Annotated in this window: 21 protein-coding genes and 1 pseudogene; 12 read left to right on the top strand and 10 right to left on the bottom strand. The window is 70.2% G+C overall.

The genetic code is table 11. From position 1 onward, the window contains the following. Positions 1-27 precede the first annotated feature (27 nt). The 4 genes from AX721_RS24025 (at position 28) to AX721_RS24010 (ending at position 3,655) form a co-directional block, all read left to right on the top strand. Positions 28-1,275 carry an EAL domain-containing protein gene (locus tag AX721_RS24025; protein ID WP_068878489.1) on the top strand — a complete coding sequence of 416 codons (1,248 nt, stop codon included), beginning with the start codon at positions 28-30 and terminating at the stop codon, positions 1,273-1,275. 63 nt (positions 1,276-1,338) lie between these two features. Then, positions 1,339-2,202: a TIGR01459 family HAD-type hydrolase gene (locus AX721_RS24020; RefSeq protein WP_068878488.1), complete on the top strand. Its 864-nt coding sequence runs from the start codon at positions 1,339-1,341 to the stop codon at positions 2,200-2,202. Between the two features lie 123 nt (positions 2,203-2,325). Continuing rightward, complete coding sequence (locus AX721_RS24015; protein ID WP_369796673.1) at positions 2,326-2,700, top strand: MaoC family dehydratase; 375 nt, start codon at positions 2,326-2,328, stop codon at positions 2,698-2,700. A 13-nt stretch (positions 2,701-2,713) separates the two neighbouring features. Continuing rightward, positions 2,714-3,655 (top strand): bifunctional riboflavin kinase/FAD synthetase, encoded by a 942-nt coding sequence (locus AX721_RS24010; protein ID WP_068878486.1) that lies wholly within the window; start codon positions 2,714-2,716, stop codon positions 3,653-3,655. Positions 3,656-3,661: 6 nt separating this feature from the next. On the opposite strand, the gene AX721_RS24005 is transcribed toward AX721_RS24010, so the two are convergent. Genes AX721_RS24005 through AX721_RS23990 form a run of 5 tightly spaced genes read right to left on the bottom strand, consistent with a single transcriptional unit; the run spans position 3,662 to position 4,943 of the window. Then, positions 3,662-3,919 (bottom strand): hypothetical protein, encoded by a 258-nt coding sequence (locus AX721_RS24005; protein WP_068878485.1) that lies wholly within the window; start codon positions 3,917-3,919, stop codon positions 3,662-3,664. Positions 3,920-3,927: 8 nt separating this feature from the next. Then, positions 3,928-4,086, bottom strand: coding sequence for a hypothetical protein (locus AX721_RS28155; RefSeq protein ID WP_197422705.1), 159 nt, complete (start codon positions 4,084-4,086; stop codon positions 3,928-3,930). Between the two features lie 23 nt (positions 4,087-4,109). Then, on the bottom strand, positions 4,110-4,466 hold the full coding sequence (locus AX721_RS24000) for a DUF6481 family protein (RefSeq protein ID WP_068878484.1): 357 nt from the start codon (positions 4,464-4,466) through the stop codon (positions 4,110-4,112). 8 nt (positions 4,467-4,474) lie between these two features. Next, positions 4,475-4,675 carry a hypothetical protein gene (locus tag AX721_RS23995; protein ID WP_068878483.1) on the bottom strand — a complete coding sequence of 67 codons (201 nt, stop codon included), beginning with the start codon at positions 4,673-4,675 and terminating at the stop codon, positions 4,475-4,477. Positions 4,676-4,733: 58 nt separating this feature from the next. Then, positions 4,734-4,943, bottom strand: coding sequence for a cold-shock protein (locus AX721_RS23990; RefSeq protein ID WP_068878482.1), 210 nt, complete (start codon positions 4,941-4,943; stop codon positions 4,734-4,736). Positions 4,944-5,377: 434 nt separating this feature from the next. Here AX721_RS23990 and ileS point away from each other — a divergent pair, with 434 nt between their 5' ends. From ileS to AX721_RS23975, 3 genes are all read left to right on the top strand, one after another. After that, a complete protein-coding gene (ileS, locus tag AX721_RS23985) occupies positions 5,378-8,302 on the top strand; it encodes an isoleucine--tRNA ligase (RefSeq protein WP_068878481.1) in 2,925 nt (974 codons plus the stop codon). Beyond that, positions 8,299-8,784 carry a signal peptidase II gene (lspA, locus tag AX721_RS23980; protein ID WP_068878480.1) on the top strand — a complete coding sequence of 162 codons (486 nt, stop codon included), beginning with the start codon at positions 8,299-8,301 and terminating at the stop codon, positions 8,782-8,784. Before ileS ends, lspA begins: the two co-directional genes overlap by 4 nt. A gap of 162 nt (positions 8,785-8,946) precedes the next feature. Beyond that, positions 8,947-9,504 (top strand): DUF3035 domain-containing protein, encoded by a 558-nt coding sequence (locus AX721_RS23975; protein ID WP_068878479.1) that lies wholly within the window; start codon positions 8,947-8,949, stop codon positions 9,502-9,504. A 127-nt stretch (positions 9,505-9,631) separates the two neighbouring features. Here AX721_RS23975 and AX721_RS23970 read toward each other — a convergent pair whose 3' ends face one another. Further along, on the bottom strand, positions 9,632-10,597 hold the full coding sequence (locus AX721_RS23970) for a TraB/GumN family protein (RefSeq protein WP_068878478.1): 966 nt from the start codon (positions 10,595-10,597) through the stop codon (positions 9,632-9,634). A gap of 48 nt (positions 10,598-10,645) precedes the next feature. On the opposite strand from AX721_RS23970, the gene mutL reads away from it, so the two are divergent. Continuing rightward, positions 10,646-12,496: a DNA mismatch repair endonuclease MutL gene (gene mutL, locus AX721_RS23965; protein ID WP_068878477.1), complete on the top strand. Its 1,851-nt coding sequence runs from the start codon at positions 10,646-10,648 to the stop codon at positions 12,494-12,496. Here mutL and AX721_RS23960 read toward each other — a convergent pair. Next, positions 12,493-13,266, bottom strand: a complete 774-nt coding sequence (locus AX721_RS23960) for a MerR family transcriptional regulator (RefSeq protein ID WP_068878476.1) — start codon at positions 13,264-13,266, stop codon at positions 12,493-12,495. The two genes, mutL and AX721_RS23960, sit on opposite strands and share 4 nt — an antisense overlap. A gap of 182 nt (positions 13,267-13,448) precedes the next feature. Here AX721_RS23960 and AX721_RS23955 point away from each other — a divergent pair, with 182 nt between their 5' ends. Further along, complete coding sequence (locus tag AX721_RS23955; protein WP_068878475.1) at positions 13,449-15,269, top strand: PAS domain S-box protein; 1,821 nt, start codon at positions 13,449-13,451, stop codon at positions 15,267-15,269. A 4-nt stretch (positions 15,270-15,273) separates the two neighbouring features. Here AX721_RS23955 and AX721_RS23950 read toward each other — a convergent pair whose 3' ends face one another. Beyond that, positions 15,274-16,854 (bottom strand): ATP-binding protein, encoded by a 1,581-nt coding sequence (locus AX721_RS23950; protein WP_068878474.1) that lies wholly within the window; start codon positions 16,852-16,854, stop codon positions 15,274-15,276. Positions 16,855-16,969: 115 nt separating this feature from the next. After that, a complete protein-coding gene (rsmD, locus tag AX721_RS23945; RefSeq protein WP_068878473.1) occupies positions 16,970-17,533 on the bottom strand; it encodes a 16S rRNA (guanine(966)-N(2))-methyltransferase RsmD in 564 nt (187 codons plus the stop codon). Positions 17,534-17,606: 73 nt separating this feature from the next. On the opposite strand from rsmD, the pseudogene AX721_RS28495 reads away from it, so the two are divergent. Beyond that, a pseudogene (locus tag AX721_RS28495) lies at positions 17,607-18,305 on the top strand (enoyl-CoA hydratase/isomerase family protein); the annotation flags it as partial. On the opposite strand, the gene AX721_RS23940 reads toward AX721_RS28495, so the two are convergent. Beyond that, a complete protein-coding gene (locus AX721_RS23940) occupies positions 18,262-19,470 on the bottom strand; it encodes a pseudouridine synthase (RefSeq protein ID WP_068878525.1) in 1,209 nt (402 codons plus the stop codon). The pseudogene AX721_RS28495 and the gene AX721_RS23940 sit on opposite strands and share 44 nt — an antisense overlap. A 12-nt stretch (positions 19,471-19,482) precedes the next feature. On the opposite strand from AX721_RS23940, the gene tadA reads away from it, so the two are divergent. Both tadA and AX721_RS23930 read left to right on the top strand, forming a co-directional pair. Next, the gene (gene tadA, locus AX721_RS23935) at positions 19,483-19,923 is read left to right on the top strand and encodes a tRNA adenosine(34) deaminase TadA (RefSeq protein WP_068878472.1); all 441 of its coding nucleotides are present in this window, start codon (positions 19,483-19,485) and stop codon (positions 19,921-19,923) included. Positions 19,924-19,960: 37 nt separating this feature from the next. Beyond that, positions 19,961-20,419 carry a DUF6265 family protein gene (locus AX721_RS23930; RefSeq protein ID WP_068878471.1) on the top strand — a complete coding sequence of 153 codons (459 nt, stop codon included), beginning with the start codon at positions 19,961-19,963 and terminating at the stop codon, positions 20,417-20,419.

Below are 20,419 nucleotides of genomic sequence, written 5' to 3'. Positions count from 1 at the left end.
TACTCCGGGTGATTCGGAACAGGATCCATGCGGCGGCTCACTCTCGCGCTCCTCTGTGCGACCTATCTCTGCCTCTCGCTGATCGTTGCGCTGAGCCTATGGCGCAACGGCATGGGCTGGGGCGTGGCCGTTTCGTCCATGATGGGCTGCTTCGGCCTGTGCCTGGCCTCGCACGGCATGATCATGCGCTTCCTGGAGATGCGTGAGATCCGCGGTGAGGTTGAGGCGGTGCGCGACGCCCACCGCATCCTGCTGGACCAGGTGGTCCGCATCGACGGGCGGCTGACCGAGGTCGCCTCCGTGGTCGAGGCCGACAAGTCCCGCTCGAGCGAACTGTCCGGCGAGGTCCACCTGCTGGAGAAGCTGGTCCAGAAGATGAGCCGGCGGTTCGACGAGCCCCAGGCTCCCTACCTCGCGGCCCGCGGCGGCCAGGACCTGCGCCCGCCCCGCGGCATGATGGAGATCGTCCGCGAGGCGCTCTCCGAGAACCGCGTCGATCTCTACCTGCAGCCGGTCGTGGGCCTGCCCCAGCGCAAGACGGTCTTCTACGAGAGCTTCTCGCGCCTGCGTGACGCCTCGGGCCAGGTGATCATGCCGGCCGAGTACCTGGCCGTGGCCGAGCCCGCCGGGCTGGTCACCGCCATCGACAACCTGCTGCTGTTCCGCTGCGTGCAGATCGTTCGGCGCTTGGCGCGCCAGGACCGTCGGGTCGGCATCTTCTGCAACATCTCGATGTCCAGCCTGGGTGACGACGAGTTCTTCCCCCAGTTCCTCGACCTGCTGCGCGCCAACCGCGACCTGGCCCCGGCCCTGGTGTTCGAGGTGGGGCAGGCCGCGTTCGAGGGCCGCAACGCGGTCCAGGCGCGCAACATGGCCCGCCTCGCCGACCTCGGCTTCCGGTTCTCGATCGACAAGGTCACCAATCTCGACCTCGACCTGCAGGACCTGACGCGCTCGGACGTGAAGTTCGTGAAGGTGGCCGCCCAGACCCTGCTGGACGAGCTGACCGAGGTGGACGACCGGCTGGTGCTGCGCTCGATGCCCGACCTGGCCGCCGAGGACTTCGCCCTGTTGCTGCGTCGCTACGGCGTCGATCTCGTCGCCGAGAAGGTGGAGAGCGAGCGGCAGGTGGTGGACATCCTGGACCTCGATATCCAGCTGGGCCAGGGGCACCTGTTCGGCGAGCCTCGCGCCATCAAGAACGACGTCCTCGCCGAGGCCGGCGCACCGCCGCCTTCGAACGTCGAGCGTCTGCGCGGTCGCGCCGCCGCCTGAGGCCGCGCGCTTTCCCCGCCCCCTCGCTTCGCGGGCGTGGAGGAGTGTGCTACCGGCGCGGCCATGACCTCCCCCACCCCGATCCAGGGGCTCTCCGAGCTCGCCGGCCGCTATGACGTCCTCCTCTGCGACGTCTGGGGCGTGATCCACAACGGCCGGGAGAGCTTCGCCGCCGCGTGCGCGGCCCTGGCTCGCTTCCGGGCCGAGGTGGGGCCGGTGATCCTGATCTCGAACGCGCCCCGTCCCCACGGCCCGATCGTCGAGCAGCTCGACGCCCTGGGCGTGCCCCGGGCGGCCTGGACTCGGATCGTCACCTCCGGCGACGCCACCCGCGTCCTGCTGGCCGAGCGCGCGCCGGGCCCGGTCTGGAAGATCGGCCCCGATCGCGACGCGCCGCTTTACGAGGGCCTGGAGTTGGACGAGGGCGGGCCGGAGGATGCGGCCTTCATCTCGGTGACCGGACCCTACGACGACGAGAACGACGAGCCGGGCGACTATCGCGACCGCTTCATCGCCTGCGTCGCCAGGGGCCTGGAGCTGATCTGCGCCAATCCCGACATCGTGGTCCAACGCGGCGACAAGCTGATCTACTGCGGCGGCGCGCTGGCTCAGCTCTACGAAAGCCTGGGGGGTCGCGCGGTGATGGCCGGCAAGCCCTACGCCCCGATCTACGAAATGGCGCTGGCCCACGCCGCGGCGGAACTGGGGCGCGCCGTCGACCCCGCCCGGGTGCTGTGCGTGGGCGATGGCCTGCCGACCGACGTGCGCGGCGCCAACGCCCGGGCGCTCGACATCCTCTTCGTGGCCAACGGAATCCACGGCGCCGAAACCGTGGGTATCGATGGACTCAACCTGGACGTGATAAATGACCTCCTGCGACAAGAAGGCCTACAGGCGACCTGGGCCATAGCCGATATGGGTTGGTAGGGGCGGGAATCGCAGCGCTGGCGAGCACGGGTCAGCGCTGCGGAAGACGCAGAAAACGGCTTCAGGGGAGCTGCCGTGCAAGGTTTCTATTTCGACGACCTGTCCGTCGGTCAGACGGCGGAGATGAGCCGTGTCGTCGGCGCGGCCGATATCGAGGCGTTCGCCGAGGTTTCGGGCGACCTCAATCCCGTCCACCTGGACGAGGCGTACGCCAAGACCACCACCTTCGGGGAGCGGATCGCCCACGGCATGCTGTCGGCGGCCTATATCTCGGCGCTGCTGGGCACCCGGCTGCCGGGGCCGGGGGTCATCTATCTCTCGCAGTCGCTGCGCTTCCGGCGGCCGGTGAAGATCGGCGACGTGGTCATCGCGCGGGTCACGGTGAAGACGCTGAACGCCAGCCGCGCGCACGTGACCCTCGACACCACCTGCGAGGTCGCAGGTAAGACCGTGGTCGAAGGCGAAGCTCTAGTGATTGCGCCGCGCCGCCCCGCATGACTTAAACGGGCGCATGAAGCGCATCCGGGTCATTCGGGGTTGGAAGGATCTGCCGCAGAGCGATCGCGGGGCGGCGGTCGCCATGGGCAGTTTCGACGGGGTTCACCTCGGTCACCAGCAGGTGATCGAACTGGCCGCGCAGGCGGCGCACGAGCTGGGCGCGCCGCTGGGGGTCATCACCTTCGACCCGCACCCGCGCGTCTACTTCCGGCCCGACGAGCCGGCGTTCCGGCTGATGAAGACCGACCAGCAGGCCCGCGCGCTGGAGAAGCTGAACGTCGACATGCTGTACGTCCTGCCGCTCGAGGCCGAGCTGGCGGGCATGACCGACCGCGAGTTCGCGACCCGGGTCCTGCACCAGGGCCTGGGGGCGCGGCACGTGGCCGTGGGCTTCGACAATTCCTTCGGCAAGGGCCGCACCGGCACGCCGCAGACCATGCGGGCCTATGGCCAGGAGCTGGGTTTCGGCGTCAGCGTCGCCGAGCCGGTAGGGGACGTGGACGGCGACAAGTTCTCGTCCACGGCGGTTCGCGCGGCGCTCCGCGACGGGCGCCCGCAGGACGCCGCCGAGATCCTGGGGCGCCCGTTCGCCATCGAGGGTCCGGTGCAGCGGGGCCGCCAGCTCGGCCGCAAGCTGGGCTTCCCGACCGCCAACGTCGATCTCGCCGACTATGTGACGCCGAGGTTCGGCGTCTACGCCACCCGTACGCGGCTGTCGGACGGCCGCGAGTTCTCGGGCGTGGCCAACATCGGGGTGAACCCGACGGTGCAGGGCGTGACCCGGCCCCTCCTGGAGGTATGGCTGTTCGACTTCGACGAGGACATCTACGACCGGGTCATCGAGACCGACCTGATCGCCTTCCTGCGCCCCGAGGAAAAGTTCGCGACTCTCGAGATCATGACCGAGCAGGTCATGCGCGACGCGGCCCGGGCGCGGCAGATCCTGGCGGCCTGAGTCGCCTCAGCGGGCGACGGTAATGTCCTTGATCAGGGCCTGGACCGTGGCCTTCTCGCCGACGTTCCAGAGGGCCTTCAGGTAGGCCAGGGTGCGGACGGCCGCCTCGTCCTGTTTCCAGTCGCAGCCGTGGAAGCGGCAGCGCTCGAACACCGGCGGGGGGCCTCCGGAATAGACCAGGCGGCAGTCGCGGAACTCGCAGTCCGTAAAGGTCTCGCCGTCCAGGACGACGGTCTCGTGGTTGTAGTTGACGCCACTGGTCATCGATCTTCTCAGGTCTCGTCGGTCGTATCGCGGGGGGTCGCGGCGTCGCTCTCGGCGCGCTCGCGGTCACGCTGTTCGCGCTTGGCGGCGGCCTTTTCGGCCGTCTTGGCCGCCTTCTGGCGTTCCCGTTCCAGGCGCTCGAACTGGTAGTTGGGCTTCCTGGGCATGGGTCGCGCTCCTTCGAAAGGCGTCAGCGCGCCTTGCGGGCGGCGTAGCGGGCGTCGCGCTTGGCCTTCTGTTCGGCCTTGGTCAGCGCCTTGCGCTCCTTGCGCTCGCCACGCTTGGCGTCGAGCGCCGCGGCCGCGAGGCTCTCCTCAGAGAGGCGGACGGCCTCGGCCGCATCGGCGGCCGCCTGGATGCGGGCGGCTTTGGCCTCGGCCCGGGCTTCCCGCACCTGCGCCAGCTCGGCCTCGCGCGCGACGGCGCGGGGCTGGAAGTCCGAGGCGGTGACGGTCGGTTTGGGCCGGAAGTTGGCCAGCAGCGCCTTCTTGGCGTCCGCGGCGGTCTTCAGCCGTTCCGAAAAGCCCGTGCGTTGAAATTCGCTCATGAAATCCTTCAGGTTTGGGGCTCGGCGCCCGAACCCTGATAGGTCGCTGCGCAGATCGCCTCGAGGTGGCCGCGAATGCTGCGCGGCGCGAGCAGCGCGTCCACGGCGCGGCAGCCGTCCGCCTTAAGTCGCTGCTTCAGCGTGGCGACGTTCGGGACGTGGCCGGCGCGGGCGAGCTGATAGGCGCGTTCGATGGTGGATGTGGTCATGGTGCAGTCGCGCCGGGCGACGAAGCGGAAGCCCGCCTCGCCCCCCGGCTGATCGTCCTTAGGCGGCTTGCAGCTGGCCGGCCGACATCTTGCCGCTGCGCTGATCGCGCTCCAGCTCGAACGAGACCTTCTGGCCTTCGTTCAGCGAGCCGAGGCCCGAGCGCTCGACGGCCGAGATGTGCACGAAGACGTCGTTGCCGCCGTCGTCGGGTTGGATGAAGCCGAAGCCCTTGGTGGGGTTGAACCACTTCACGGTGCCAGTCGTCATGTCTTGATCACTTTCAGAGTAAATGTTGGCGTGCGCCAAGCGGCGCTCCGCATCAAATTATCGGAATGGATGTTTGGAAGTCCGGGCTCGATCCGAAGAAGAAGCGTGGAGAGCAACCGAACCAAATCGATATTCGATTGCCCTCATATAGGCGAACTTTCGGCGTTTGGCCAGTGTAATCGCGGCAGACACCCGCAAGCGCGCCGTGACAGGGCGACGCGGCCCGCTGAAACCCGCCGTCCGGGCGGGCAGGCCGGGTCCCGAGCGACCCTTCACGGGGATGACGCCCCCGTCGCCGTCTGTTAGAGCCACCGCGATGTTTTCGGTTCGGACGAGCCTGCGAATTACCCGCCCGGCGTGACGCCGCCGGACGTTCGATCCAGCGCGCGCCGGGTTCCACCCGCATCAGAATTCCGGACCACCTGGATAGAGTCATGGCCGACGACGCCGAAAAGCCCCCCGTTGAGATCAAAGAGGGCCGCGACTACCGCGAGACCGTCTTCCTTCCCGAGACCCCGTTCCCCATGCGCGCAGGCCTGCCGCAGAAGGAGCCGCAGACCCTGGCGCAATGGGGCGAGCTCGACCTCTATGGCGCCATGCGCGCCGAACGGCAGCGCGCGGGCGCGCCGCTGTTCGTGCTGCACGACGGCCCGCCCTACGCCAACGGGGCCATCCACATTGGCCATGCGCTGCAGAAGACGCTGAAGGACTTCGTCGTCCGCTCGAAGTTCCTGCTGGGCTACGACGTGGACTACGTCCCCGGCTGGGACTGCCACGGCCTGCCGATCGAGTGGAAGATCGAGGAGGAGCTGCGTAGCCAGGGCCGCCGCAAGGACGAGGTCTCCAAGGCCGAATTCCGCACCCGGTGCCGCGAGTACGCCTCCAAGTGGATCGACGTTCAGCGCGACGGCTTCAAGCGCCTGGGCGTGCTGGGCGACTGGGAGAACCGCTACGCCACCATGGACTACGGCTCGGAAGCCGCCATCGTGGCCGAATTCCACAAGTTCGTGGCGTCCGGACAGCTCTACCGCGGCTCGAAGCCCGTCATGTGGAGCCCGGTCGAACGCACGGCCCTGGCCGACGCCGAGGTCGAGTACCACGACCACGTCAGCCCCACGATCTGGGTGAAGTTCCCGGTGGTCGAGGGCAGCGACGCGGCGCGCGGCGCCTCGGTGGTCATCTGGACCACCACGCCCTGGACCATCCCAGCCAACCGGGCGATCAGCTACAACGAAGCCGTCGACTATGCGGTCTACCAGGTCGAGGCCATGGAAGAGGGCCTGGAGTTCGAGCCCTGGGCCAAGGCCGGCGACCGGCTGGTCGTGGCCGAGAAGCTTTCCGACGACGTCTTCAAGGCCGCCAAGATCGCCAAGGCCCGCCGGGTCGAGAAGGTCGACTGCCAGGGCATGGTCTGCGAGCATCCGCTGGCGGCCCTGGACACCCATTACGCCTTCCAGGTGCCGCTGCTGAGCGGCGACCACGTCACGGACGACGCCGGCACCGGCTTCGTCCACACCGCGCCGGGCCACGGCGCCGACGACTACATGGTCTGGCTGGCCCACGGCCATCGCGAGATCCCCGACACCGTCGATCCCGACGGCGCCTACTATCCGCATGTTCCCCTGTTCGCCGGCCTCAAGGTGCTGGAGACCGAGGGCAAGAAGGCCGGCAAGTTCGGCCCGGCCAACGGCGCGGTCATGGACAAGCTGATCGAGGCGGGACGCCTCCTGGCGCGCGGGCGGATGGAGCACAGCTACCCCCACTCCTGGCGCTCCAAGGCCCCGGTGATCTTCCGCAACACGCCCCAGTGGTTCATCCGCATGGACGAGCCGGTGGACACGCCGGAACTGGGCGGCCGCTCCCTGCGCGAGACGGCGCTGGAGTCCATCGAGGCCACCACCTTCTATCCGGCGGCCGGTAAGAACCGCATTCGCTCCATGGTCGAAAGCCGGCCCGACTGGCTGATCAGCCGGCAACGCGCTTGGGGCGCGCCGCTGGCCATGTTCGTCGACAAGGAGACGAACCAGCCGCTGCACGACCCCGAAGTCGACAAGCGGATCGTCGACGCCATCCGCGCCGAGGGCGCCGACGCCTGGTTCAATCGCCCGGTCACCGACTTCCTGGGCGGGCACGACCCGGACCGCTACGAGAAGATCGAGGACATCCTCGACGTCTGGTTCGATAGCGGCTCGACCCACGCCTTCACCCTGGAGAACCGCGCCCACACGAGGTGGCCGGCCGACCTCTATCTCGAGGGCTCCGACCAGCACCGCGGCTGGTTCCAGAGCTCCCTGCTGGAAAGCTCCGGCACCCGCGGCCGCGCGCCCTACGACGCCATCCTCACCCACGGCTTCACCATGGATGAGAACGGCGAGAAGATGTCCAAGTCCAAGGGCAACACCGTCGATCCCGAGGCGGTGATCCGCGAGAGCGGCGCCGAGATCATCCGGCTTTGGGCGGCCATGATCGACTACGCCGACGACAGCCGGATCGGAAAGACGATCCTGCAGACCACGTCGGACGCCTACCGCAAGCTGCGCAACACCGTCCGCTACATGCTGGGCGCCCTGGCCGACTACACCCCCGACGAGGCGGTGGAGCTGGAGCAGATGCCGCCGCTGGAGCGGTTCATCCTGCACCGCCTCTACGAGCTCGACGCCCAGGTTCGCACGGCTTACGACGGCTACCTGTTCCAGGACGTGATCCGGCCGGTGCTGGACTTCTGCCAGAACGAGCTGTCGTCGCTGTTCTTCGACGTGCGCCGCGACAGCCTCTATTGCGACCAGCCATCCTCGCTCACCCGCCGGGCCGCGCGCACGGTGATGGATGCGGTGTTCGAGCGGCTAACGGCGTGGCTGTCGCCGCTGATCCCCTTCACGATGGAAGAGGCCTGGCTGACCCGCTATCCGGACGCCCACTCCAACTGCATGCGGGTGATCCCCACGACTCCGGCAGAGTGGCGTAACGAGGCCGAGGCCGCCCGCTGGGCCAAGGTGCAGCAGGTGACGTCGGTCGTCACCGGCGCGCTGGAGGTCGAGCGGCGCGAGAAGCGTATGGGCGCGGCCCTGGAGGCGGCCCCCGTCGTCCACGTGGCCGACCCCGAGCTGCTGGCCGCCTTCGACGGCCTGGACCCGGCCGAGGTGTTCCGGACCAGCCAGGCGCGCCTGGTCGCCGGCGAAGGCCCCGGTTTCCGGCTGGCGGAGGTTCCGGGCGTTTCGGTCGAGCCGCTGAAGGCCGAGGGCCGCAAGTGCGCCCGCTCGTGGCGGATCCTGCCGGAGGTGGGGACCGATCCGCGCTATCCGGACCTGTCGCTGCGCGACGCCGAGGCCGTGGCGGCCTGGGACGCGGCCCACGCATGACGGTGACCAGGAACGGCTGGACGGCCTATGCCGTCGCGCTCGCCGTGATCGTGCTCGACCAGCTCTCCAAGTACTGGATCCTGGCCGTCCTACGGCTGCCGGAGCAGGCCTCGCACGAGGTGTTCTGGCCGCTGCAGTTCACGCGGATCTGGAACGAGGGCGTCAGCTTCGGCTTGCTGCAGGCGCAGCACGACGTGGTCCGCTGGGGCCTTGTGGTGTTCTCCCTGGGTGTGGCCGCGCTGCTGTCCGCCTGGGCGCGCAGCCAGCCGCGCCTGTTGCCGGCGCTGGGCCTGGGCCTGGTGATCGGCGGGGCCGTTGGCAACGCCATCGACCGGGCGCGCTTCGGCGCGGTGGTCGATTTCATCGACGTCCAGCGGCTGGGGTTCTTCCCCTGGATCTTCAACATCGCCGACAGCGGCATCACCGTCGGCGTGATCCTGCTGCTGCTCGACAGCCTTCGCCCGCAGCGCCCTGCCGCATAGCGTTGGCTGGCGGACGTGATTAAGGTATCTCAACCGACCCGGCCGGGGGGGCCGCCCGCCGTTTTCCCGCCACGGGAAAGCGGCAAGCTAAAAGTCTAGCGCGCTTCCTTATCGTCGATGCTGACGCATCGTCGGGAAGCGCTGGAGGAGCTTTCTAAGTCTATGACGATCAATCGCGTGATTGTGGCGACCGCCCTGGTCGCGGCCGCGGGCCTCGCCGGCTGCCAGTCGACCCAGAAGGCCCTGGGCATGTCCAAGGTGACCCCCGACGAGTTCCGCATCGTGACCAAGGCGCCCCTGGTGGTTCCGCCGGACTACGCCCTGCGCCCGCCGGCGCCCGGCGAACCGCGCCCGCAGGAGCTGCAGCCCGAAAGCGCCGCGCGCAACGCGCTCCTGGGCCAGCGCGAGGCGGAGCAGCGCACCGACGGCGAGAAGCTGCTGGTGGCCAAGGCCGGCGCCGACAAGGCCGATCCGCTGGTCCGCTATGTGGTCGACGACGAATTCGGCGATCTGGCCCACAAGGAAAAGAGCTTCGCCGACCGGGTGATGTTCTGGAAGAAGGACGAGGCCGCCGCCCCGCAGCAGACTGCGGCCCTGGACGGATCCAACGCGCCCCTCGACCCCGCGGCCGAGAAGGAACGCGTGGCCAAGCTGACCGGCGACAAGCCGATCACGATCCAGCGCGAAGGCAAGTCCCGGATCAAACTGCCGGGGCTGTAGCCAAGAGTTCCTCCCCCTTGGGGGAGGTGTCGCCGCAGGCGACGGAGGGGGTTTCCGCTCGGACCGCTGAGGACGCCCCCTCAGTCAGCTACGCTGACAGCTCCCCCAACGGGGGAGCAATTTTTGATCACTCCTCGCCTGGCGTCTTCACCGTGAAGCCCTGCGCCCGCAGGCGTTCCAGCACCCCGTTCTGGGCCAGCAGGGGCCGGAGCGGGACCAGGGCGATGGCATGCCCGGGCGACTTGAGCGCGTTCGCGATCGCCGCCGCCTCGTCGGCCTTGGTGCGTTCGTCGTAGGTGCGCCCGCCGCTGACGGCCGCCAGGCAGCGTTCATAGGTCCGCTCGTTCTGCAGCGCGCCTTCCACGTCGCCTGCCGCCCAGGCCCGCGCCGCCGCCAGGGTCACGCCGGGACCGGCCTCGGCCTGGGCCAGCACCTCGTCGAAGCAGAGGCGGCCGGTGGACGCCGGCGTGCGGATGATCCCGCCCAGCTGCGGACCCAGGTCGTAGCTCTTCTCGATGACCTTCACGCCCTTCCGCTGCGCCAGCAGCCGGACCAGCTTGGCGGGGTCCATGTTGGTGAGCTGGGCGTGGTCGCGGTAGTCGATCGCCAGCTGCACGCCGGCCGCCAACGGGTTGCGGGTGTTGTAGCGCCCTGCGTCCTGGCCCAGACGCGTGCGGACGGCCACGAAGCGGGCCCGCGTGCCCGGATCCAGCCGCTCTTCGAACGGCCCACCGGACCGCAGGCGCAGCAGATTGAAGGCCGTGCCCACCGAGCCGCCCACCTTGGCCCGCACGTTCACGAACGGCAGGATCACCACGTTGGCCCCTTCCAGCCGCCGCTCGAAGATCGCCCGGTCCCATTCCATCCGCTTGGGCGCGAGCGACGGCACGCCGAGCACATAGACCGTGGTGTCGGCGTCCGACACCCGCCACCAGGCGGGACCCGGCAGGCGGCCGCGCACCACCAGTTCCTCCACCAGGGTCGCATCCGGGTCGTCCACGGGCGCGGGCGCGAGCAGCAGCGGGACCTGGGCCGAGGCCGGCAGGGCGGCGAGCATCACGACGGCGACGAGGGTGGCGAGGCGATTCAGCACGGGCGGGAGACTCCTTGGAATCGTACTATGTAGGAAGGTCTAGCTCCCATGCCGATCCGCCGCCTCCCTCCCGAACTGATCAACCGCATCGCCGCTGGCGAGGTGGTGGAGCGCCCTGCCAGCGCGGTCAAGGAGCTGGTCGAGAACGCCCTGGACGCCGGGGCCTCCGAGATCCAGGTCCAGGCCGACGGCGGGGGCCTTTCCCGCATCCTGGTGGCCGATGACGGCAACGGTTTGGCCGCCGACCAGCTGCCGCTCGCGGTGGAGCGCCACGCGACCTCGAAACTGAACCCGGGCGAGGACGGCGAGTACGACCTGCTGCGCATCGCCACCATGGGCTTTCGCGGCGAGGCCCTGCCCTCGATCGGCTCGGTGGCGCGGCTGTCGATCGTCAGCCGGGCCAAGGGGCTGGCGGACGCCCATGCGATCCTGGTGGAGGGCGGCGCCGTCGGCGCCGTCTCGCCGGCCGGCTTCCCCGGTCCGCACGGCGCACGGGTCGAGGTGCGCGACCTGTTCTACGCCACGCCGGCCCGGCTGAAGTTCATGAAGTCCGAGCGCTCGGAGGCCCAGGCCATCACCGAGGAGCTCAAGCGCCAGGCCATGGCCCACGAAGCCGTGGGCTTCGCCCTCGACATCGACGGCCGCCGCACCCTGCGCCTGCCCGCCGAGGCGCCGGGCGACGCGGGCCGCCTCGCCCGCCTGGGGGCGGTGATGGGCCGGGAGTTCTCCGAGAACGCCCTGCTCATCGACCACGAGCGCGAAGGCGTGCGCCTGTCCGGCTATGCGGGCCTGCCGACCTACAACCGCGGCAACGCGGCGCACCAGTACCTGTTCGTCAACGGCCGCCCCGTCCGCGACCGGCTGCTGCAGGGGGCGCTGCGCGGCGCCTACGCCGACTTCCTCGCCCGCGATCGCCACCCCGCCTGCGCCCTCTACATCGCGCTGGACCCCGGCCTCGTGGACGTGAACGTCCATCCCGCCAAGGCCGAGGTTCGGTTCCGCGACCCGGCGCTGGTGCGGGGCCTGATCGTCAGCGGGTTACGCCACAGCCTGGCCGCCGCGGGACACCGCGCCTCCACCACCGTGGCCGCCGCGGCGCTGGGCGGTTTCCGCCCGCAGAGCCTGCCGCCCGGCTATCCGCCGCCGCGGCCCTCGGGCGCCGGATTCTCCGCCTGGAGCGCCGGCGGCTGGCAGGCGGCGGCCGCAGCGGTGCAGTCGATCCCCGGCCTGTCCGAAGTCTCGGCCCGCGCCGAGGCGCCGCCCGAGGGCTACGGCGTCGCCGAACCTGGCGCCGCGGCCCCGGTGTTCGATCCTGTCGACTACCCCCTGGGCGCCGCTCGCGCCCAGGTGCACGAGACCTACATCGTGGCCCAGACCCGCGACGGCATGGTCATCGTCGACCAGCATGCCGCCCACGAACGCCTCGTCTACGAGCGCATGAAGGGCGAGCTCAGCGAAGGCGGCGTCGCCCGCCAGGCCCTGCTGCTGCCGGAGGTGGTCGAGTTGGACCCCGCCGAGGCCGAACGCGTCGCCGCCCGCGCCGAGGAGCTGGCCGCCCTGGGCCTGGTCGTCGAGAGCTTCGGCCCCGGCGCCATCCTGGTCCGCGAGGTCCCGGCCTTGCTGGGCGAGACGGATGCGGCAGGCCTGATCCGCGATATCGCCGACGATCTGGCCGAGAACGGCCAGGCCCTAGCCCTCAAGGAGCGGCTGCAGGACGTCTGCTCCACCATGGCCTGCCACGGATCCGTCCGCGCCGGCCGCAGACTGACGGCGCCGGAGATGAACGCCCTGCTCCGCCAGATGGAGGCCACGCCCCACTCCGGCCAGTGCAACCACGGCCGTCCCACCTACGTCGAGCTCAAGCTCGCCGACATCGAGCGGCTGTTCGGCCGCCGCTAGCCGAGCCCCTGCGCGGCGTAGATCCGCATCGCCTCGGTCAGGTAGTCGGTGAGGCCTTGGGCCCGCCCGTCGTAGCGCGCGCGGAAGTCGGGGTGCTCCCGGTAGAGGTCAGCCAGCCCGATGTACGCGTCCTTGGTCGGCGTCCCGCTCCAGCTTCCGCCCACCCAGGCGCAATGGCGGGCGACGATCGCCTGCACGGCCTCGGACGCCGCCGGCAAGCCGTCGACCATCGCCTGGGCCATGGCCGCCTCGATCTCGTCCGCCTCCGCCATCATCCGATCGAAGTCGGCCTGGGTGGCGCCCTTGATCGCGACCTTCGAGGCGTCGATGCGCGCCTGCATGTCGCCCCCGTACCGTTCCACCAGCCAGGCTTCGTATCCGGCCTGTCTTTCGGGGTCGAAGCCCCGGTACATCGCCTTGTCGTCCATCGTCGTCGCTCCTTGCAAAGCGGCGAGGGTCTCGTCGATCGTGCGGACCAGCCGCCGCGTGCGCCGCGCCTGGGCTTCCAGCTTGGCCCGGTGCGCCTTCAGCGCCGCCACCCGGTCGAAGTCCGGGGCGTCCAGCACCTTGCCGATCTCGTCCAGCGGGAAGCCGAGCTCCCGGTGGAACAGGATCTGCTGCAGGCGCAGAAGTTCCTCCCGTCCATAGTAGCGGTAGCCGTTGGCGCCGACGTCGGCCGGCTTGAGCAGTCCGATCTCGTCGTAGTGATGCAGCGCCCGGATGCTGACGCCCGACAGTTTCGCCACCTCGCTGACCGTATAGCCTCGCACCGTTCGTCGATTCCCTCTGCCGATGCCGATCGGTCGGGCCTCACGCCGCGTGAGGGTCAACACCGCTTTTGGCGAGGCGCCTGCCCGGGCGATCCTGCGCGCGGGATGCGACGTTAACGACCGTTGCCGGCCTGCGGGCCAGCTTTACTGTCGCGCGCGCAACAGGGATTTCCGGGCTGGTCATGAACGCCCTCCGCAGCAACTTCGGATCCAGCCGGTTCGCCAGCGACGGCTTTTTCCGCACCGCGCTGGAAAGCAGCCCGGACTGCGTGAAGATCCTCGATCTCGACGGCCGGATCCAGTTCGTCAACCGCAACGGCGTGGCCATCATGGAGGCGGACGACAGCGCGGGCCTGCTGGGTCGGGAATGGCTGAAGCTCTGGGACGAGCCGGAGCAGCCGATGGTCGCTGCGGCCCTGCGCAGAGGCGCGGCCGGCGAGACGCAGCGGATCACCGGGCCGGCGCGCACGTTCCGCGGCAACCTCCGCTACTTCGACAACGTCATCGCCGCGCTCTGCGACGACGATGGTGCGCCCGTGGCCCTGCTGGTCACGTCGCGCGACGTCTCCGAGCTGGAAGCCGCTCGCCGCGCGGCGGAGGCCCGCGAGCAGGAGGCCGAGCTCAATGCCGCGGTCCTGCGCTCCGCCAACCAGGTGGCGCGCCTCGGAGGCTGGCACGGCGACTTCCAGACCAGCCTGCTGACCCTCTCCGAGGAGGCGGCCGGCATCATGGGCGGCGGGCCGCGGGTCCAGACGATGCTGGAGGCGCTGGAGATCTACGATCCGGAGGACCGCCCTCGCATCGCCGCGGCGATGTCGCGCGCCCGTCCGCCGGGCGAGCGCATCGACTACGAGGCGCGCTTTACCCGCCGCGACGGCTCTCGCGGATGGCTGCGGGTGTTCGGCGAGGCGGTCTACGAGGACGGCGTGCGGACCGGCCTGCGGGGCGCGGCCATGGACATCTCGGACGAGAAGGCCGCCGAGGAGACCATCAAGCGCGCCGAACAACGGCTGATCATGGCGCTGCACATGGCCGGGATGCATGTGTACGAGCTCGACTTCGCGCGGCGGCTTCTGACCCACCACGGCTCGGACGAGGCCCTCTTCGACACCGAGCTCGAATTCGAAGACCTGTCGGTTGGCCTCGAACGGATCGTCGATCCGCGGGATCGCGAACGGGTGAGCGCCGAGTGGGACGCCGCCCTGGCCTCGGCGGTCCCCTTCCGGTCGGAGTTCCGGGTGTGCCGCATGGACGGACGCGAAATCTGGGTCTTCGCCGTCGCCGAAACCAGCCTGGACGAGGCCGGCGAGCCGCTGCGCCTGATCGGAGCCCTCAAGGACATCACCGCCCGAAAGCGCAGCGAGCTCCAGACCCTGGAGGCTATGGGCCGCATGCAGGAGCACGAGGCGCGCCAGAAGCTGCTGCTGGACGAGCTGAATCACCGGGTGAAGAACACCCTGGCGGCGGTGCAGTCGGTGGCCGTGCAGACGCTCCGCGACGAGGGCGACATGGCCCAGGCGCGGGACCTGTTCATCGAGCGGCTGCTGGCGCTGTCCTCCACGCACAACCTGCTGGTCCGGCGGGCCTGGGACAGCGCGGCGCTGTCCGAACTGACCGAGGCCACCCTGCGGCCGTACGGACGGCCCTACGCGCTCGCGGGGCCGGATCTGCAGCTCGACCCGAACTTCGTGGTCAGCCTGGGCATGGCGCTGCACGAACTCGCCACCAATGCGCTGAAGCACGGCGCCTGGCGCGGAGCCGGTCGCGTCGACGTGGAAGTCGCGGAGGCCTCGTCCGGGGAGGTCGTGGTCACCTGGCGCGAGAGCGGTGGCGGCGCGGTCCTGCCGCCGACCCGGCGCGGCTTCGGCTCCCGCCTCCTGGAGCGGGGCGTGGCGCGCGAGCTCGGCGGTCGGGTGACCCTCGACTTCGCCCGCAGCGGCGTGGTCTGCGCCATCCGTGTGCCGCAGAGCGCACGCCTCCGCGTCGTTCGCCCCGAGGCCTGAGGCCTCAGGCGGCGCAGGCCTCGTCGGACGCGTCCACCGACAGCACGGCGTTCATCGCGGCCAGCAGGCGGTCGGGCTTGATGGGCTTTTCCACCACGCCGTTCATGCCGCAGAGCCGGTAGAAGGCCGCGTCCGACGGATCGGCGTTGGCGGTGAGGGCCAGGATTGGGGCCTGCGAGGCCGGGCCGCCCCCCGAGCGGATCCGCCGGGTGGCCTCCACCCCGTCCATGCCGGGCATCTTGATGTCCATGAGCACCAGGTCGAACCGGCCGGTGGTGACCGCGCGGACCGCGTCCTCGCCGTTGTCGACGGCCTCGCTGGAGCAGCCGAACATCTCGCACAGGGTCTGGGCGACCATGCGGTTGGTGGCGTTGTCGTCGACGATCAGGACGTGGACCGCCTGACCGGCCTCCACCGTCTCCGCGGGCTGCGCCTCGGACGTCGGCGCCGGCAACCGGTGCAGCGGGATCTCGAAGGCCAGTTCCGCGCCGCCCTCCCGTGGCCGGGCGGCGATCGTCCCGTTCATCCGCTCCACGATCTGGCGGCAGACCGCAAGGCCCAGCCCCGCGCCGCCGTGGCGCACGCCTTCCTCGGTCTGCTGGAAAGGCGCGAACACCGCCTCCAGCCGCTCGGCCGGGATCCCCGGGCCGGTGTCGCTGACCACGCCCGACAGGCGCGCGTAGTCGCCCTCGACCACGGCCCGGAGCCGCACGTCCACATGGCCCGCCTGGGTGAACTTCAGCGCATTGCCAACCAGGTTGTTCAGCACCTGGCGCAGCCGCACCGCGTCGGCCAGGACCCACAGGTCGGCCGGGCCATCGTAGGCCACGCGCACATCCAGGCCCTTGAGCTCGGCCTGGGCGCTCCAGAGCCCGGTCACGTCATCCAGGACTCGCGAAGCCTGCAGCGGGGCCTCGTCCAGCCCCAGTTCGGCCGCCTCGGCGCGCGAAAGGTCCAGGGCGTCGTTCAGCAGGCGGAGCAGGGCGCCGCCGGACTCCAGGATGGTCTCGATGAAGGGCGCCAGGTCCGGCTGCTCGGACTTGCGCTTCAGGATCTCGGCCACCGCCAGCACCCCGTTCAGCGGCGTGCGGATCTCATGGCTCATCACCGCCAGGAACCGGCCCTTGGTGGCGAGGGCTTCCCGCGCCTCCCAGGCCAGGCGGCTCATGGTCTCGGCGTGGCTGCTGGCCGCCGCCGCGGAGGCCTGCAGCAGCGCCAGCGCGGCGCCCACGCCGGCGTAGCGGCCGCCGCAGGTGACGATGAAGCCGTGCAGCAGTTCCGACGGCCGCTCGGCCAGGACGCTGCCGAAGAACTCTTCCAACGTCACGTCGCCGTCGGCCACCACCGGGTCGCGCTTCATCATGTGCGAGGCGGGCCGCTTGGACCACAGGGCGTAGCCGTGCTGGGCGGCCATCAGCACCAGGAAGGCGTTGCGCTCGATCAGGCCGACGGGGCGACCGTCGTCCTCGACGACGGCGATGGCCAGGGTGTCAGGCTCGTCCTGGAAGCGCTGGTAGAGCTCCGCGCCGGGGGTGTTCGGAGACGCAGGCGGAATGTGCGGCGCGATATCGAGCAGCAGGGTCATGCCGGGCTCCGGAAAACAACCGGCGCCACAGATGGTCGATCAGCCCTAACGGGAGGTTAGAAAGGCAGTCTTCGCTCAAGAAGTTTTTGCGAAGAAATTGTGACAGAGATGGCCGTTATTGATGTTTCAGGAAATGGACGCGCGCTGCACCGTAGTCGCGAGAGTCGAGTAGTGTATATCCTGGCGCATCAGGCGTTGTTTCGGCGGCCCCCCGTTCGAACACGACCAGGGCGCCCGGAGCCAGCCAGCCGCCGGCCGCCAGCCGCTCCAGCGCCTGTTCGCCCAAACCCTTGGCATAGGGCGGATCCAGGAACGCCAGGTCGAAGGCCGGTCCGTCCGCGCCCGGCCGGACGCCCAGGTCGATGGCGCTGCGCCGGTGGACTCGCGTGCGGCCGAACAGGCCGAGGGCGTCCACGTTCTCGCGGATGGCCCCCCGCGCCGCCTCGTCGGTCTCCACGAAAAGGCAGAACGCCGCGCCCCGCGACAGCGCCTCGAACCCCAGGGCGCCGGAGCCGGCGAACAGGTCGATTACCCGGCGGTCTCGCACTCCCTCGGACCAGGGCGCGTGCTCCAGGATGTTGAAGATCGCCTGCCGGGCGCGATCCGAGGTGGGGCGCGTGGCCTCGCCCTTGGGCGCGATCAACGCCTTGCCGCGGAATTCCCCTGAGACGATGCGCAAGACCTGACGCTCCACTTCCTAATCCAGCGTTCCCGATCCAAGGTTTGCCGCAACAAAGCAAGGGAGAGAACGGATGGGCCTGGTGCAGGTGGAGCGGCGCGGCGCGGCCGCCGTGATGACCTATGCGAACCCGCCGTTCGGCACGATGACCGCCGCGGGTTCGCAGGAGATGCTGGAGGCCTTCCGGCCCCTCGCCGCCGATCCGGCCGTAAGGTCTGTCATCATCACCGGCGGCCTGCCGGGCATCTTCATTCGCCACTACGACGTGGGCGAGCTCTCCGCGGCCAGCGACGCCGGCCAGGATCGGCCTCTGCCGCCGGTCGAGCCGGGCGCTCGGCCGCGCCAGGGGTTCCTCGCCCTCGTCGACGAGATCTTTGAAGCGCCCAAGCCCGTGGTCGCCGCCATCAACGGCCTGTGCATGGGCGGCGGGTTCGAACTGTCCCTGGCCTGCGACCTGCGGATCGCGACGCCCCAGGCGGCGGCCATCGGCCTCCCGGAGACCCGGATCGGCATCTTCCCCGGCGGCGGCGGGACTCAGCGCCTGCCGCGCGTTGTGGGCGAGGCGAAGGCCCTGGAGATCATCCTGCGCGGCCTCACCTTCGACGGCGCCGAGGCCCACCGGATCGGCCTCGTCCACGAGCTGGCGGACGACCCGCTGGCCCGGGCGCTGGAGATCGCCGCCGAATGGGAAAGCCGTGGCGCGGACGGGATCGCCCACGCCAAGCGGCTTACCCGCGCGGCCCTCGACCGCCCGATCTGGGAGGGCCTGGCCGACGAGCGCCGGAGCTTCTCGGAGGTGATGCGGACCCCCTCGGCCCGCGAGGGCCTGCGCCGGGGCCGCCCGCCCGCTTCAATCCAGTCGCTGTAGCCTTGTCGATGATGCCGGGCCGCGTCGGCGCCTTGATGGGCTTGCCGGGCTTGGCGCCCGCCTTGGGCTTGGGATGGGGATTGATCTTCGGCTTCGGCTTGGCCCAGCCGGCCTTGTAGACCGGCTTCTCCTTCGGTCCCTTCGCTGCGACGGGCGTGGCCAGATCGGCCTCGACCTTGGCGGCCTCCTGGGCCCGGCGCGAGGCGCTCTTCCGCGGCGACCGGTACTGCGGCCGCTCTCCGGTGGGCAGGTTGGCCGGATCGATGTGTTCGGCGAACTGCTCGCGCACCACCCGCGGGCCCACCTCCTCAAGCTCGCCCACGCCCAGCGTTCCCAGGGCCAGGGGCCCGTAGGCCAGGCGGATCAGGCGGTTCACCTTCAGGCCGATCGATTCGAGGACCTTGCGGACCTCTCGGTTCTTGCCCTCGTGCAGGGTGACGGTGAGCCAGAGGTTGGCGCCCTGCGGCCCTTCCTTGGCCTTGTCCAGCCTGGCCTCGATAGGCCCATAGCGCACGCCGTCGACGGTCGCGCCCTTCTGCAGCGTGTCCAGCTTTTCTTGGGTCGTCCGGCCGTGGGCGCGGGCGCGATAGCGGCGGACGATCCCCGTGGACGGCATCTCCAGCGCGCGGGCCAGTTCGCCGTCGTTGGTCAGCAGCAGCAGGCCCTCGGAATTGATGTCGAGGCGTCCTACCGAGATCAGCCGCGGCAGGCCGGGCGGCAGGGCCTGGAACACCGTCGGACGCCCGTTCGGATCCTTGTGCGTCGTCACCAGGCCTACCGGCTTGTGGTAGCGGAACAGGCGCGCGGGCTCGGGCTCGCCGACCACTTCGCCGTCGACGGTGACGATGTCGCCCGGCTCCACCTTCACGGCGGGCGTATCGAGCGTGCGGCCGTTGATGGCGATGCGGTTCTCGGCGATCAGCCGCTCGACATCGCGGCGCGAACCGACGCCCGCGCGGGCCAGCAGCTTGGCGACGCGTTCTCCCCCCTCGGCGTCCGGGACCCGAGCGTCTGCGTCGTGGGCTTGACCTGGGTCGTCGGGCTGGGGTCGTAGTGGATCGTGGACCATGATCGCCGGACAATGCGCATCGCGCTCGAAGCCGCGCAAGCCGCCGCTGCGGCCGGCGAGACGCCCGTGGGCGCCGTGATCGTCGATCCGACCTCCGGCGAAGTGATCGCGACCGGCGCGAACCAGCCCATCGGCAGCCACGATCCCACCGCCCACGCCGAGATCGTCGCGATCCGCGCGGCGGCGGCGAAGCTGGGCAACTACCGTCTCACCGACCTCACCCTCTATGTGACGCTTGAGCCCTGCGCCATGTGCGCGGGGGCCATCAGCCATGCGCGCATCGGCCGGGTGGTGTTCGGCGCCGAGGACCCCAAGGGCGGAGCGGTGGTCAACGGGCCGCGGTTCTTCGAACAGCCCACCTGCCACTGGCGCCCGCGGGTCGAGGGCGGGGTGCTGGCGCAGGAGGCCGGCGACCTGCTCCGCGGCTTCTTCCGCGCGCGTCGCAAGGCCTGACGCTAAAGTTAAGCTTGGAGCCCTGGAGAGCCACGCCATGCGCCTCGCCTTCACCCTGATCGCCCTGACGTTAGCCACGTCCGCACGGGCCGCGCCGGCCGACGATGTAGCGGCGCTCGGCTGGATGGCCGGGAGCTGGATTTCCGAGAAGGACGGCGTCGTCACCCGAGAGACCTGGCTGCCGCCGATGGGCGGGGCCATGGCCGGCGCCGGCCAGACGAACGCCTCCGGGCGGCCGGCGCGCATCGAGCACATGAAGATCACCGCCGAGCCGGCGGGCGCCACCTTCACGGCGTTCGTGGCTGGCCAGCCGCCGACGCCGTTCGTGCTGCGCTCCGGCGGGTCCGATGGCGAGGCGGTGTTCGAGAACCCGGCCCACGACTTCCCTCAGCGGGTGATCTACCGCCGTTGCGGCGAGGACCTCTGCGCCCGCGTCGAGGGCGCATTGCGGGGTCGGCCGGCCTCGGAATCCTGGCGCTACCAACGGCTGCGTTGA

Source organism: Phenylobacterium sp. CCH9-H3, from assembly GCF_001557235.1.
Lineage (GTDB): Bacteria > Pseudomonadota > Alphaproteobacteria > Caulobacterales > Caulobacteraceae > Phenylobacterium.
Note: the sequence above shows the minus strand (reverse complement) of the source record. Positions and strands in the feature narration are given on the sequence as shown.